This is a genomic window from Nonomuraea sp. NPDC050451 (assembly GCF_044458585.1).
Genome location: NZ_JBITHZ010000001.1, coordinates 515,480 through 528,233, shown reverse-complemented (window position 1 = coordinate 528,233; position 12,754 = coordinate 515,480). Strand labels below are relative to the sequence as shown.

Genomic DNA, 12,754 nt, shown 5'->3' with positions numbered 1-12,754 from the left:
TATGCGAATAGGACATGCCGGTATGGCACAATCCGGGAACCCCTAATTACCAAGGAACCGATAGATGACCTCCGCTGTGAATCATTTCACCTACGGCCTGCTGACCCCCCTGCTCGCCTACGTGATGTCCTGCATCGGCTCGATGCTCGGACTACGGCTCACCGCTCAGGCGCACGCCTCCCGCGGCGGTTCCCGGGTGCGCTGGCTGCTCGGCGCGGCCATCTCGATCGGCGGCACCGGCATTTGGGTCATGCACTTCATCGCCATGATGGGCTTCGAGGTGGAGGGCACCCAGATCAAGTACGACGTGTGGCTCACCGTCGCCTCCGCGATCGTGGCCATCGTGGTGGTGGGCACCGGCCTGCTGCTGGTCTCGTACGGTGGCGGCCGGGTGCTGGCGCTCCTCGGCGGCGGCCTGCTCACCGGCCTGGGTGTGGCCTCCATGCACTACCTGGGCATGTACGCGATGAACATGTCCGCCCACGTTTCCTATGACCGCATCACCGTTGCCGTCTCCGTGGCCATCGCCGTCGTGGCCGCGACGGTGGCCCTGTGGTTCACGCTGCGGGTCAAGAAGCCCATCTGGATCACCCTGGCCGCCCTGGTCATGGGCGTGGCGGTTTCGGGCATGCACTACACCGGCATGTACGCGATGCACGTCACGGTCGACACCGAGCCCGGCCTGGTCGCGGGCGCCGACGCGCTCGACTTCCTCGTGCCCCTCATGACCGTGATCAGCCTGATCACCCTGACCATGCTCCTCATGGTGATCCTCTCGCCCTCGGAGGAGGAGCTGCACGAGGACGCCGAACTGGTCGCCAAGCTGGAGCTGCGCCGGCGTACAAACCAGCAGCAGCAGCTCACCTACCCCGCGCCGGCGATGCCGATGCCGCAGCAGCGCCGCCAGGCCATGCAGGGTCGCAGAAGATAGTTGCGCGGACGGCGACTCCCTGTTCATACTCCCTTATCGGTGCGTAGGGGTTGGGGTGGGGGTCATGTCGCCGATCGATCATTTTTCTTTTGGGCTGTTAACGCCCGTGCTCGCGTACGCCATGTCCAGCGTGGGCTCCATGCTGGGCCTGCTGCTGACCTCGAGAGCCCGCCTCGCCGGCGGGCGCGAGGGTAAGTTCTGGCTGGTGGGGGCCGCTTTCGCGATCGGCGGCACAGGCATCTGGACGATGCACTTCATCGCCATGCTCGGCTTCTCCGTGACCGGCTCGGTGATCCGCTACGACGTGCCGCTCACCGCCCTGTCCGCCCTCATCGCGGTCGTCGTCGTGGGGATGGGCCTGTTCCTGGTCTCCTACGGCGGCGAGCGACTGGCATACCTGCTCGGCGGCGGCATCCTGACCGGCTGTGGCGTGGCCAGCATGCACTACCTCGGCATGTACGCGATGAACATGTCGGCCCTCGTCTCCTACGACCCGGTGGTCGTCTCCGTGTCCGTGCTGATCGCGGTGGCGGCGGCGACGGTGGCGCTGTGGTTCACGGTGCGGGTCAGCGGCGCCCTCAAGATCGGCGGTGCGGCGCTGGTCATGGGCGTGGCGGTCTCGGGCATGCACTACACGGGGATGTACTCGATGTCGGTGGCCGTGCACTCCGACATGGTGCCCGTGCCCGGCGTCAAGGCCGTCGACCTGCTGCTGCCGCTGATCGTCGGCATCAGCGTGATCACCGTCGGGCTGCTGCTCGCCGTCATCCTCTCCCCCTCGGAGAAGGAGCTGCGCAGCGAGGCGGAATATCGGGCGCGGCTGCGCGGCAACGACGAGGGCGCGCCGGAAGTGGATCTCTTCGGCACGCCCCGCGGTTGAGCTATCTCCTAGGTACGGCTTGCGACGCGTGGTGGGCCGCCGACTCGCCGCGGCGCAAGCCGTACCTTCGGGCGGGGGTCCCAAGCGGTGACCCCGCTGGTTCAGAAGGTACGGCCGCGCGCTTGCAAGCGGCTTTCACTCAGCCGAAGAAGACCTCCGCCTCGGAGTAGCGCGAAACGGGCACGGTCTTCAGCTCGGCCGTGGCCTCGTCGAGCCCGACTCGGACGATCTCGGTGCCGCGCAGGGCGACCATCTTGCCGTGGTCGCCCTCGTGGACGGCGTCGATGGCCTGCAGCCCGAACCTGGTGGCCAGCACCCGGTCGTAGGCCGTCGGGGTGCCGCCGCGCTGGATGTGGCCGAGCACCGTGGTGCGGGCCTCCTTGCCGGTGCGCTTCTCGATCTCCTTGGCCAGCATCTCGCCGATGCCGCCCAGCCGTACGTGGCCGAACGCGTCGAGCTCGCCCGTCTGCAGCTCCATCTGGCCCTCGATCGGGTGGGCGCCCTCGGCGACCACGATGATCGGGGAGTAGCGGGTGCGGAAGCGGGACTCGACGTATTCGCAGACCCGGTCGATGTCGAAGGGCCGCTCGGGGATGAGGATGACGTTCGCGCCGCCCGCCATGCCGGCGTGCAGCGCGATCCAGCCCGCGTGGCGGCCCATGACCTCGCAGATGAGCGCCCGGTGGTGGGACTCGGCGGTGGTGTGGAGGCGGTCGATGGCCTCGGTCGCGATGTTGACGGCGGTGTCGAAGCCGAAGGTGTAGTCGGTGCCCGACAGGTCGTTGTCGATGGTCTTGGGCACGCCCACCACGTTGACGTGGCGGTCGTACAGCTGCTTGGCGACGCCCAGGGTGTCTTCGCCGCCGATGGCGATCAAGGCGTCGACGCCGGTGGCGGCGAGGTTCTCCTTGATCCGGTCGACCCCACCCTCGATTTTGATGGGGTTGGTCCGGGAAGAGCCCAGTATCGTTCCGCCGCGCGGCAGGATGCCCCGCACGGCCTGGATGTCGAGCGGCATGGTGTCGCCTTCAAGCGGGCCGCGCCAGCCGTCACGGAATCCGACGAACTCGTGACCGTAGACGCTCACCCCCTTACGCACCACTGCCCTGATCACGGCGTTGAGGCCGGGGCAGTCGCCGCCCCCGGTCAGCACTCCAATACGCATGGCGGGTTCCTCCCGATGGGGGTCACCTTGATGTCAGACTCGCATTGTGCCCGTCGTCACGGGCAGTGGTCTAGACCAAACGCAAGGCTGCCCAGATTGCGGGGATATTTCGTGAGTGTGTTGGCCATTGACGCCGGGACGACAGGCGTGACTGCTCTCGTAGTCACCGAAAACGGACAAATCGAATCCAAGGGCTACGAGGAGTTCGCACAGCACTTTCCTTCCCCCGGATGGGTGGAGCACAATCCCGAAGCCATCTGGCAGGCCACGCTCTCCGCGTGCGGCACCGCGCTGAGCGGGGCCTCCGGCTCCCCGTCCTGCGTCGGGATCACCAACCAGCGCGAGACCGCCGTGCTCTGGGACCGGCGCACGCTGGCCGCGCCGACCCGGGCCATCGTGTGGCAGGACCGGCGCACGGCCGGGATCTGCGACCGGCTGCGCGAGGCGGGCCACGAGCCGCGCGTGTCGGAGCTGACCGGGCTGCGGCTCGACCCGTACTTCACCGCGACGAAGCTGACGTGGCTCGCCGAGCACGACGAGAGCACCTGGGCGGGCGTCCAGTCCGGGAACATCGCCATCGGGACGGTCGACTCCTACCTGATCGCCAGGCTCACGGCGGGCGCGCGGCACGTGACCGACCCGTCCAACGCCTCACGCACCCTCCTGTACGGCCTCGCCTCCGGCGACTGGGAGCCGGAGCTGTGCGAGCTGTTCGGGGTGCCCATGGAGGCCCTGCCCGAGATCGTGCCCAACTACGGGCCGCTGGGGCTCACGGAGCCGTCCGCCTTCCTCGGGCTGGAGCTGCCGATCAGCGGGGTGGCCGGCGACCAGCAGGCGGCGCTGTTCGGGCAGACGTGCTTCGACGTGGGGGACGTCAAGTGCACCTACGGCACGGGCTCGTTCGTGCTGGCCAACCTCGGCGGGGAGATCGTCCGTTCCGACGCGGGGCTGCTGACCACGGTGGCCTGGCAGACGCCGTCGGGTGAGCGCACGTTCGCGCTGGAGGGGTCGATCTTCGTGACCGGGGCCGCCGTGCAGTGGTTGCGCGACGGGCTGGGCCTGATCGGCACGGCGCCGGAATCCGAGGCCATAGCCCGCACGGTGCCCGACAGCGGGGGCGTGGTCTTCGTACCGGCCCTGACGGGGCTGGGGGCGCCGCACTGGGACCCCGGCGCACGCGGGCTGATCACCGGCATCACGCGGGGCACGACGCGGGCGCACCTGGTCAGGGCCACGCTGGAGGCGATCGCGTTCGAGGTGCGGGACGTGGTGGAGGTCATGACCGGGGGCGCCGTCCCGGTGCTCAAGGCCGACGGCGGGGCCAGCTCGAACGACCTGCTCATGCAGCTCCAGGCCGACCAGCTCGGGGCGGCGGTCGAGCGCCCGGCCATCCAGGAGACCACGGCCCTCGGCGCCGCCTTCCTGGCCGGGCTGGGAGCGGGCGTGTGGGCCTCGCGGACCGAGCTGCGCCACACCTGGCAGCTCGAACGCCGCTTCGAGCCCGGCCCGCGCGACGACGCCGCCTACGAGCGCTGGCGGGCCGCCGTCGAGCTGGCCTCCCGCCGATAGGACCCTCAGGGCGTGGGGGGCAGCGGCAGGGGCAGTCCCGGCAACCCGTCGATGCTCGGCATGCACGACGATGATCGCCCGCAGCCGTGCGCGCCGGTGTCGATCGCGGGAAAGTGGCTGATCAGCTCGGCCCACCTGGGGTCGTCGCGGAAGACGGGCTCGCCGCGCCCGTGTACCCGCACGATGTTCGGCGGCCCTTGGAAGGCGCACCACATCACAGTGATCCGGCCGTTCTCGCGCAGGTGGGCGATGGTCTCCGCGTTGCTGCCGGCGAAGTCGAGGTACGCCACCGTCACCTCGTCCAGGACCGCCAGCGACCCCGCCAGCCCCTTGGGAGACAGGTTGACCGTGCCGTCACCGGCGAGCGGCGCGGTGGCCGTGAAGAACACCGGCTGCGCCTCGATGAACGCGCGCAGACGGCCGGTGATGCGTTCGTACGTCTTACCCATGGTTCGTCACCGTCCTCGTGCGTGGAAGACCCGGGCCGTCCGAGCTGGCCGAGGTCACCGCCTGGGCGAGCGCCAACCTGCACCTGCCGATCAGCGTCGCCGATCTCGCCCGCCGGGGCATGCAGTCCACCCGCACGCTGCACCGCAACTTCCAGACCCGGTTCGGCATGAGCCCGCGGGCCTTCGCCACCACCCCCACCGCCTACCGCCGAGCCTTCGCCCCCTGACGACGGCGACCGACCTGCTGGGCGAGGTCAGGAGTGCTCACCGTCGTCATCCCTTCCACCGCCCACTCGTACGTACGGCTGTCGCCCTTGCCCATGAGGCTCGCAGGCAGGTCCTTTTCGATCCGCTGGGCCACCCACTCGAGTTCGTGGATCCAGCCGGCTCTTACCTGGAGGTCGTTCCTGTCCACCGAGTCGGACACGGCGCGGATCAGCCGGACCAGCGAGTCGAGGATCGCCCACCGGGTGTCGGCCCGCCACACCCTGGACGCCCGGACGGCCGTGAAGAGGCGTGCGGCCCGGTACGTCACCCGCCTGATCAGCCAGTGCACGGCGTACCCGAAGACCGTCAGCCACGCACCGTCCGGCCAGACCCCGAACTCGGCTCCTGGCGTGTAGACGCGGGTGACCCAGGCGGTGACGCCCGCGGCGACCGCCAGCAGCCACGCCAGCCACTCCGCGACGAGGCTGCCTCGGGTGGTGACCGGGTTCTGGATGAGGATGTTGTTGAGGACCACGAGGGCGTAACCGGCGACGACACACGTTCCGACCGCGAGCGGCATCGGTCCCCACCAATGCGCCGCCGCCAGCCACGTCGCCGCGGCCTGCCCCGCCAGCCCGGCCGCGACCCGGGACCCGCGGCCCCACCTGCCGGACGGGTCGAACCAGACGTGGGCCGAGCTCCACTTCCTGGTGTACTCGTCCAGCCTGGTCCGGACCCGGAAGCGCACGGCGTCGTGTGAGATGTCCAGCGTGTCGACGATGTCCAGTTGCTTCGCCCACTGGTCCCAGGTCAGTTTCCGGCGCACCTCCCAGGCGTGTACGCGCCGCCGCACGGTCGGGATCGGGCCGCCGGTCCGCAGCCAGGTCCGTAACCACCAGGGGCTGATGATCCGGCGCCATCCGCTGAAGTACGCGAGCCACCGGGCCTCGTCGAGCGCGTGCGCATACCAGCCGATCGCCTCGTAGATCCAGCGGGCCATCGCCCGAACTTCCTGAGAGCGTCGCACGCTCTCCGACATCGACGACAACAGCGTCAGAGCATCCCGATACCGGCCCTGGTAGTAGAGCGCGTACGCGTACGAGTCGGCCACCTGTTCGTCGTCGGGAGCCAGGGCGTACGCCTGGTGTACAGCGCTTCGGCCGCGTCCACGCCGTCGTCGCCCCACACCTTGTCGGCCTGGGCCACGAGCCGTCGAGCGGGTGTCTGCGCCGCGGTGCCGTCACTGTCCATCACAGGCTCAGGATGGCCGGGATTCGGGAGCCAGGCGATAGGCCGCCGAGCGTCAACCTAGGGTTGACGGACACTTATCGTCAACCTATGGTTGACGCATGGAGAGAATCGTTCGTCTCGACGACCTCATCAACGCGATCAAGAGCCGCCACCCCGACGGCGACCCGCTGGAAGAGCTGGCCGATGCCGTGTCGCTGGGTGAGCACATCGGCGAGGTGGCCGACCATCTGATCGGGCACTTCGTGGACCAGGCCAGGCGGTCCGGGGCGTCCTGGACCGACATCGGGCGCAGCATGGGGGTCAGCAAGCAGGCCGTGCAGAAGCGGTTCGTGCCCAAGGACGGCGGCTCCCTGTCCGCGGAGCTGCGGGCCTACGCCCGCTACACCGATCGGGCCCGCCGTGTCGTCGTGCGGGCGCAGAAGGAGGCCCAGGACGCGGGGCACGGTCACATCGAGGTGGGGCACCTGGTGCTGGCGCTGCTGAGCGAGCCGGATGGGCTGGCGGCCAAGGCCATGGTGACGCTCGGGGCCTCGCCGGAGGCGGTCGGGGAGGCCGCCAGGGCGGCGCTCGGGCCGGGCGGGGAGCCCACGACCGAGGCCGTGGCGTTCGCGGCGCAGAGCAAGAAGGCGCTGGAGCTGACGTTGCGCGAGGCGCTGCGGCTGGGCCACCCCTTCGTCGGGACCGAGCACCTGCTGCTGGGCGTGCTGTCGCTGGACGACGAGCCGGTGGCCCGCGCGCTGGGCGAGCTGGGCGTGACCAAGGAGCCCGCCGAGCGCGAGATCGTCCGGACGCTCGGCGAGATCCTGCGGGACACCATGACCTGACCGGGCACGTCAATGGGGCACGTCAATGAGCGCCGGCCGGGCCCCGGGCGAAGCGGGTCAGGAGGTTGGTGGTCGCGCGGCGGGTGAAGGCGGCGGCGCGGTCGGAGACGCCGTGGCCGCACCGCTCTCCGCGCATCGCGCACACCCAGCGCATCGTCCCCGACGCGAACACCCCCGCCCCGCTGGGCGCCACGTAGTAGGTGCTGTTGGAGTGGGTCGCCCGCCCGCCGCCGCACGAGTACGGCGACTCCGCCAGCACCTGGACGTTCCCCGGCGACCCGCGCGACACCTTGTCGGACTCCACGCCGACCATCCCCGGGAATCGCCTCCCCTTGGTCCCGGCGAAGATCCAGTGGCGTGGCCGCGTCACCCGGTAGGCACCCTCCGCCGGGAAGCAGTCGTACATCTGCCCCACCAGCGCGCTCTCCGGCTTGGAGTCCCGCCACAGCCGGCACAGCCGCTCCTTGTCGCAGGCGAGCGTCCTGCCGTGCATCGCGATCCGCCAGTAGACGGCGTTGGCGCCGAGGAAGGCCAGGTTCGTGCCGGCGTCCCTGGCCGTGGTGACGACGGCGCGCATGCCGGGCGACCAGTACTCGTCGTGCCCCAGCGACACCACCGCACGGGCGCCGTCCAGCACGCCGGGATTGAGGTCCAGATTCGTCAGGTACGCCAGCGGCACGTGGCTCTGCTCGGCCACGGCCAGCGCTTCCTTCTCGAAGTCCAGGAAGAGCCGGGCGCCGACGTCGTCGTACGGGCGGTCGAAGGTCACGGCGCGGGAGCGGTCGGCGTACCCGCGCGGGCCCATGTAGAGGCTGTGGCCGCCCCACCGGTTGTACGCCTGCCAGGTGGTGACCGCGTTCACCATCACCACCCGGCCGGCGGTGGAGGCCGAGCGCACGGTGATCGGGACGTAGCGCTGGGCGCCGGTCGAGGCGTCGAGCCTGATCAGGTACGCGCCCTCGGCCCAGCCCGCGGTGTCCACGGTGAGCGAGGGCCGCCAGTGGGCCGCGCTCACCGTGCCGTCCACGAGCCGCATCGGCGCCTGCCGTACGCCCTGGACGGCGGGCGACTCCCACACCTTGACCGGGTTCGCGCCCATGCGGAAGGCGCGCGCCGAGAAGCGCGGAGCGGTCGTCGAGACCCGCAGCCCGAAGCGCTCGCCCGGCAGGACGCTCGCCCGGTCGGCGTAGCCCTCGATCTCGTGCTCCGCGCCGAGCCGGGTGATGTGCCACGACTCCTGCACCTCCGCGACGGACGGAGGCGTCCCGGCCGGGTCCGGGCGCTGGACCAGGTCCGGGGCGGGAGCCGGGGGCGAGCCGCCGCACCCGGCGACGACGACCAGCGACGACAGCATGACGAGGATCTTTCGCACCCGTCCATGGTCATGACCGAACGACCCGATGAGCCGTGACTTGGCGAACTCCTTACATGATCAGCACGCAGGCCGGGCTTTCGACCTCGTACGCCTCCCCCGCGGGCTCGGGCACGCCGTCCTTCAGCCGGAAGACGGTGACGGCGTCGGAGTGCTGGTCGGCCACGTACATGGTGGTCCCGTCGATGGCGAAGTGCCTGGGCCAGTCACCGCCCGTGGGCACCTCCGCCACGTGCGACAGGTCGGCGGCGCGCAGCACCGTGACAGTGTCGGGCCCGCGGTTGGCGACGTACACGAGGTCGTCGCCGAGCTGGAGGTGGGACGGGGCGTTCTTGCCCTCCGCACGCGAGGCGGGGACGACCGTGTGGCGCCCGTCCTCGATGAGGGTGACGGTGCCGGCCAGCTCGCCCGCCACATAGAGGCGCGATCCGGAGAAGGCGAAGTGGCGCGGGCCCGTACCGGGCTCGAGCTTGATCGGCTCCAGCGCGGTCCCGTCGTAGCGGTAACGGCGGATCTCGTCGGTGCCGAGGTCGGAGACGTGCAGGATCCCGTCGTGGAAGACGGCCTCGTGGGCGTGCGGACCCTCCTGCCGCTCGGGGTCCGGGCCGGAGCCCTGGTGGCGCAGCACGATCGGCTCGCCCTCGAACGCGCCGCGATCGTCGAGGCGGTAGACGACGGCGACGCCGTCGCCGTAGTTGGCCGCCGCGAGCACGCTGCCGGTCGGGTCGACGGCGACGTGGCAGGGCAGCGAGCCTTCGCTCGGCCGCTCGTCCAGCACGTCGAGGGTCTCACCGACCTGGAACGCGGTGAGCCAGCCGCGTTCGAGCTCGCCCGCCGCGTACAGCACCGGCAGGGTGGGATGGGCGGCCAGGAACGACGGCGAGGCCACTCTGGTGAGCCCGCCGCCGACCGTGACGATGCCGGGGCCGTATCCGCCTATGTAGACGCGCTTCACAACCGGGATCCTCTCATGGTTGACTGTAGCAATGAGTTCGTTGACAGAGGCAAGGGTCTCTGAGGTCAGGGCCTTCAACCGGTTCTATACGAAAGTGATCGGCGTGCTGCAGGCGGGCATGCTCGACTCGCCGTACTCGCTGACCGAGGTGAGGGTGCTGTTCGAGCTGGCGCACGCCGCTCCGATGGAGACCGGGGCGCTGCGCTCCCTGCTCGACCTGGACGCGGGCTACCTCAGCAGGATCCTGGCGCGCTTCGAGACCGACGGGCTGATCTCGCGCGAGCGCTCGTCGTCGGACGCCCGCAAGCAGCTCGTACGGCTCACCTCCGCGGGCACGGAGACGTTCGCGAACCTCGACAGGCGCTCGGCCGAGGAGATCGAGCGGCTGCTGTCCGGGCTGCCGGACGAGAGCCAGGGGCGGCTGGTGGCCGGCATGGCCACGATCAGGGGGCTGCTGGGGGACGGCGGCGCCGGGCAGCCGTACGTGATCAGGCCTCCGCGCACGGGCGACCTGGGCTGGGTCGTCTACCGGCACGGCGACCTCTACAGCCGCGAGTACGGCTGGGGCACGGAGTTCGAGCAGCTCGTCGCCAGGATCGTCGGCGATCTCGACTTCTCCCGGGACGCCGGGTGGATCGCCGAGGTGGGCGGCGAGCGGGCCGGCTGCGTGTTCTGCGTGCGGCAGGACGAGACGACGGCCAAGCTGCGGATGCTGCTGGTGGAGCCGTCCGCCAGAGGGCTGGGGCTCGGGCGGCGGCTCGTGGAGGAGTGCCTGCGGCACGCGCGGGCCGAGGGCTACAAGCGGATCACGCTGTGGACCCGCGACTGCCTGGTGAGCGCGCGGCGGATCTACCAGCAGGCCGGGTTCGAGCTGGACTCGGAGGAGAAGGGCACGGAGAACGGGGCCGAGGTCACCGAGCAGATGTGGTCACGCGACCTCTAGGCCACCAGTTGAGCGGGCCCGCCAGGCTCATCAGGCTCGGCACCAGCACCGCCCTGATCACGGTCGCGTCGACCAGCACGGCCACCGCCATGCCGACGCCCAGCATCTGCACGAACATCACCTGCGCCGTGGCGTAGGCGGCGAACGTGAGCGCCAGGATCCCGCCGGCGGCCGTGATCAGCGGCGCGCCCCGCTGCAGGCCGGTGGCCACGGCCTGCTCGGTGTCGCCCGTCCTGTCGTACTCCTCCTTGATGCGGGAGAGCAGGAACACCTCGTAGTCCATCGACAGGCCGTACGCGACGCTGAGCATCAGGATCGGGATGCTGGGGTCGAGGGTGCCCGTGGGGGTGAAGCCGAGAAGGCCGGCGAGGTTTCCGTCCTGGAAGACCCAGACGATGGCGCCGAACATGACACCCATGCTGAGGAGGTTCAGCAGGGACGCCTTGAGCGGGATGACCAGGCTTCTGGTCATCCCGAAGAGGACCAGGAACGTGACGCCGAGCATGAGGGCCAGCACCAGGGGGAGCCGGTCGACGACGGAGGCGCGGTAGTCGGCCAGCTCGGCCGGATAGCCGCCGATGAGGACCTCGAAGGGCGGCTCGACGGCGCGTACGGACTCCACCAGCCGCACGGGGTCGTCGGCCAGCGCCTCGGCGGACGGGACCACGGACAGCCAGGTGTCCTGGATCGACCCGCGGCGGAACCTCTCGGGGGCACCGTCGCCGACCCTGCCGCCGTCCGCGAACGAGCCGGCGGCGGAGTCGACCTGGGCGACCCCGGGGAGCCGGGACAACGCCCCCGCATACTGCGAAATATCGCCTGACGCCTGATTTTTGGCGATTATCTGGATGGCGTCAGTCTCCTCCGCCGGGAAGGACCGGCGGATGATCTCCTGCGTCTGCCGGGACGACGCCTCCGGGGGCAGGATGCGGTCGTCGGCCACGCCGAACCGCAGCCCCAGGAACGGCGAGGCGAGCAGCAGCAGCACCGCCGTCGCCAGCCCGCCGAACACCAGCGGCCGCCGCATCACCCGGACGGCCAGCGCGTGCCAGAACCCCGCGTCCCGCTCCGGCCGGACCCGCTTGGGGAGCACCGTGGCCCCGATCGAGGCCAGCACGGCGGGCAGCACGATCACCGCCGCGAAGAGCCCCCCGGCGACGACGGCGATGCCCGCGTACGCGAAGGATCTCAGGAAGTCGAACGGCAGCGCGAACAGCACGGCGAGGGACGAGGCCACGGTGAGCCCGCTGAACAGCACCGTCCGCCCCGCGTGCTCCACGGCCCCGGCCACCGCGCTCGCCCGGTCCGCGCCGCGCCGCGTCTCCTCGCGGAAGCGCTGGATGACGAACAGGCAGTAGTCGATGCCGAGCCCGAGCCCCATCGCGAGGGTCAGGTTCAGGGCGAACGTGGAGATCTCGGCGAAGGCCAGGGGCACGCGCAGCAGCGCCAGCGCGATCACCATCGCGAACACCCCGGCCAGGATCGGCACCAGGGCCGCCATGGCGCGCCGCTGGTAGAGCCAGAGCAGCGCGAACGCCAGCGGGAAGATGACCAGCTCGGCCCGCACGAAGTCCTGCCTGGACAGCGGCACGGTCTCCCTGAAGACCTCCTCCCCTCCCCCGGCCCGCACCTGGAGCAGGCCGGTGCCCTCGGTGATCCCGGGGACGAGCCTGGGCAGCACCTGCCCGCGCACGTGGTCGGCGTCCCCGGGGATGCGCACCACGACCAGCGCGTGCCTGCCGTCCTGGCTGCGCATGGTGGCGGGCTTGCCGCGGGTCCAGTACGAGGCGGACTCGGCGACCCCCTCCTGCCCGCCGATCCGCGTGGTCAGCGCCCTGCCCTCGGCCTCGGCCGCGGGGTCGTCCACGGTGCCGGTCTTCGCGGTCACCAGGAAGATCATGTCGGGGCTGCCCGTCCCGAACCGCCGTACCAGCTCGGCCTGCGCCCGGTCGGACTCCGACCCCGGCGCCTCGAACCTGGCCAGCGACAGCCGCGGCACCGCCCCGGCCGCCAGCGCCGCGGCGACGGCGAGCACGACCAGGGCCAGGGCGAGGACGGCCCGGCGCCGCCGGACGAGAAGGAAGCCCAGCCTGCGCAGCGGCGGCCCGGCCGTCTTCGCGTGGACCGGCCGTGGCCGCGTGTTCAGCGCCATGTGAGGTGCCCCCGAATCAAAACTCGGTAAACTACTCGTGTTTGCTCTCCGAACCA

13 protein-coding genes are annotated in these 12,754 nt (G+C 70.7%); 6 read left to right on the top strand and 7 right to left on the bottom strand.

Annotation, left to right across the window (positions count from 1 at the left end):
* The first annotated feature begins 64 nt into the window (after window positions 1-64).
* Both ACIBI9_RS02340 and ACIBI9_RS02335 read left to right on the top strand, forming a co-directional pair.
* Window positions 65-931 (top strand): MHYT domain-containing protein, encoded by an 867-nt coding sequence (locus ACIBI9_RS02340; protein WP_397220120.1) that lies wholly within the window; start codon window positions 65-67, stop codon window positions 929-931.
* 106 nt (window positions 932-1,037) lie between these two features.
* A complete protein-coding gene (locus tag ACIBI9_RS02335; RefSeq protein WP_397220119.1) occupies window positions 1,038-1,811 on the top strand; it encodes an MHYT domain-containing protein in 774 nt (257 codons plus the stop codon).
* Between the two features lie 139 nt (window positions 1,812-1,950).
* Here the strand turns inward: ACIBI9_RS02335 and ACIBI9_RS02330 are convergent, their stop codons facing one another.
* Window positions 1,951-2,976, bottom strand: coding sequence for a 6-phosphofructokinase (locus ACIBI9_RS02330; protein WP_397220117.1), 1,026 nt, complete (start codon window positions 2,974-2,976; stop codon window positions 1,951-1,953).
* A gap of 111 nt (window positions 2,977-3,087) precedes the next feature.
* Between ACIBI9_RS02330 and ACIBI9_RS02325 the strand changes: the two genes are divergently transcribed.
* On the top strand, window positions 3,088-4,545 hold the full coding sequence (locus ACIBI9_RS02325; RefSeq protein ID WP_397220116.1) for an FGGY family carbohydrate kinase: 1,458 nt from the start codon (window positions 3,088-3,090) through the stop codon (window positions 4,543-4,545).
* Window positions 4,546-4,550: 5 nt separating this feature from the next.
* Here ACIBI9_RS02325 and ACIBI9_RS02320 read toward each other — a convergent pair whose 3' ends face one another.
* A complete protein-coding gene (locus ACIBI9_RS02320; protein WP_397220115.1) occupies window positions 4,551-4,994 on the bottom strand; it encodes a pyridoxamine 5'-phosphate oxidase family protein in 444 nt (147 codons plus the stop codon).
* A 17-nt stretch (window positions 4,995-5,011) separates the two neighbouring features.
* On the opposite strand from ACIBI9_RS02320, the gene ACIBI9_RS02315 reads away from it, so the two are divergent.
* Complete coding sequence (locus ACIBI9_RS02315; RefSeq protein WP_397220114.1) at window positions 5,012-5,221, top strand: hypothetical protein; 210 nt, start codon at window positions 5,012-5,014, stop codon at window positions 5,219-5,221.
* Here ACIBI9_RS02315 and ACIBI9_RS02310 read toward each other — a convergent pair.
* Both ACIBI9_RS02310 and ACIBI9_RS02305 read right to left on the bottom strand, forming a co-directional pair.
* A complete protein-coding gene (locus ACIBI9_RS02310; protein ID WP_397220113.1) occupies window positions 5,197-6,201 on the bottom strand; it encodes a hypothetical protein in 1,005 nt (334 codons plus the stop codon). The genes ACIBI9_RS02315 and ACIBI9_RS02310 overlap by 25 nt on opposite strands.
* Window positions 6,202-6,254: 53 nt before the next feature.
* Window positions 6,255-6,455, bottom strand: coding sequence for a hypothetical protein (locus tag ACIBI9_RS02305; protein WP_397220112.1), 201 nt, complete (start codon window positions 6,453-6,455; stop codon window positions 6,255-6,257).
* A 95-nt stretch (window positions 6,456-6,550) separates the two neighbouring features.
* Between ACIBI9_RS02305 and ACIBI9_RS02300 the strand changes: the two genes are divergently transcribed.
* Window positions 6,551-7,276 (top strand): Clp protease N-terminal domain-containing protein, encoded by a 726-nt coding sequence (locus tag ACIBI9_RS02300; RefSeq protein ID WP_397220111.1) that lies wholly within the window; start codon window positions 6,551-6,553, stop codon window positions 7,274-7,276.
* A 22-nt stretch (window positions 7,277-7,298) separates the two neighbouring features.
* On the opposite strand, the gene ACIBI9_RS02295 is transcribed toward ACIBI9_RS02300, so the two are convergent.
* Together ACIBI9_RS02295 and ACIBI9_RS02290 are read right to left on the bottom strand one after the other, a co-directional pair.
* Window positions 7,299-8,648: a N,N-dimethylformamidase beta subunit family domain-containing protein gene (locus ACIBI9_RS02295; RefSeq protein WP_397220110.1), complete on the bottom strand. Its 1,350-nt coding sequence runs from the start codon at window positions 8,646-8,648 to the stop codon at window positions 7,299-7,301.
* A 52-nt stretch (window positions 8,649-8,700) separates the two neighbouring features.
* Window positions 8,701-9,603 (bottom strand): lactonase family protein, encoded by a 903-nt coding sequence (locus ACIBI9_RS02290; RefSeq protein ID WP_397220109.1) that lies wholly within the window; start codon window positions 9,601-9,603, stop codon window positions 8,701-8,703.
* A gap of 31 nt (window positions 9,604-9,634) precedes the next feature.
* Between ACIBI9_RS02290 and ACIBI9_RS02285 the strand changes: the two genes are divergently transcribed.
* Window positions 9,635-10,546 (top strand): GNAT family N-acetyltransferase, encoded by a 912-nt coding sequence (locus tag ACIBI9_RS02285; protein ID WP_397220108.1) that lies wholly within the window; start codon window positions 9,635-9,637, stop codon window positions 10,544-10,546.
* On the opposite strand, the gene ACIBI9_RS02280 is transcribed toward ACIBI9_RS02285, so the two are convergent.
* Window positions 10,515-12,698, bottom strand: a complete 2,184-nt coding sequence (locus tag ACIBI9_RS02280) for an MMPL family transporter (protein WP_397220107.1) — start codon at window positions 12,696-12,698, stop codon at window positions 10,515-10,517. The genes ACIBI9_RS02285 and ACIBI9_RS02280 overlap by 32 nt on opposite strands.
* Window positions 12,699-12,754: the final 56 nt, after the last annotated feature.

Bases quoted from the DNA above. Each gene is read 5' to 3' on its own strand.
- ACIBI9_RS02310 (WP_397220113.1), bottom strand. From the start codon at position 6,201: ATGGCCCGCTGGATCTACGAGGCGATCGGCTGGTATGCGCACGCGCTC.
- ACIBI9_RS02285 (WP_397220108.1), top strand. From the start codon at position 9,635: ATGAGTTCGTTGACAGAGGCAAGGGTCTCTGAGGTCAGGGCCTTCAAC.
- ACIBI9_RS02300 (WP_397220111.1), top strand. From the start codon at position 6,551: ATGGAGAGAATCGTTCGTCTCGACGACCTCATCAACGCGATCAAGAGC.
- ACIBI9_RS02340 (WP_397220120.1), top strand. From the start codon at position 65: ATGACCTCCGCTGTGAATCATTTCACCTACGGCCTGCTGACCCCCCTG.
- ACIBI9_RS02320 (WP_397220115.1), bottom strand. From the start codon at position 4,994: ATGGGTAAGACGTACGAACGCATCACCGGCCGTCTGCGCGCGTTCATC.
- ACIBI9_RS02330 (WP_397220117.1), bottom strand. From the start codon at position 2,976: ATGCGTATTGGAGTGCTGACCGGGGGCGGCGACTGCCCCGGCCTCAAC.
- ACIBI9_RS02280 (WP_397220107.1), bottom strand. From the start codon at position 12,698: ATGGCGCTGAACACGCGGCCACGGCCGGTCCACGCGAAGACGGCCGGG.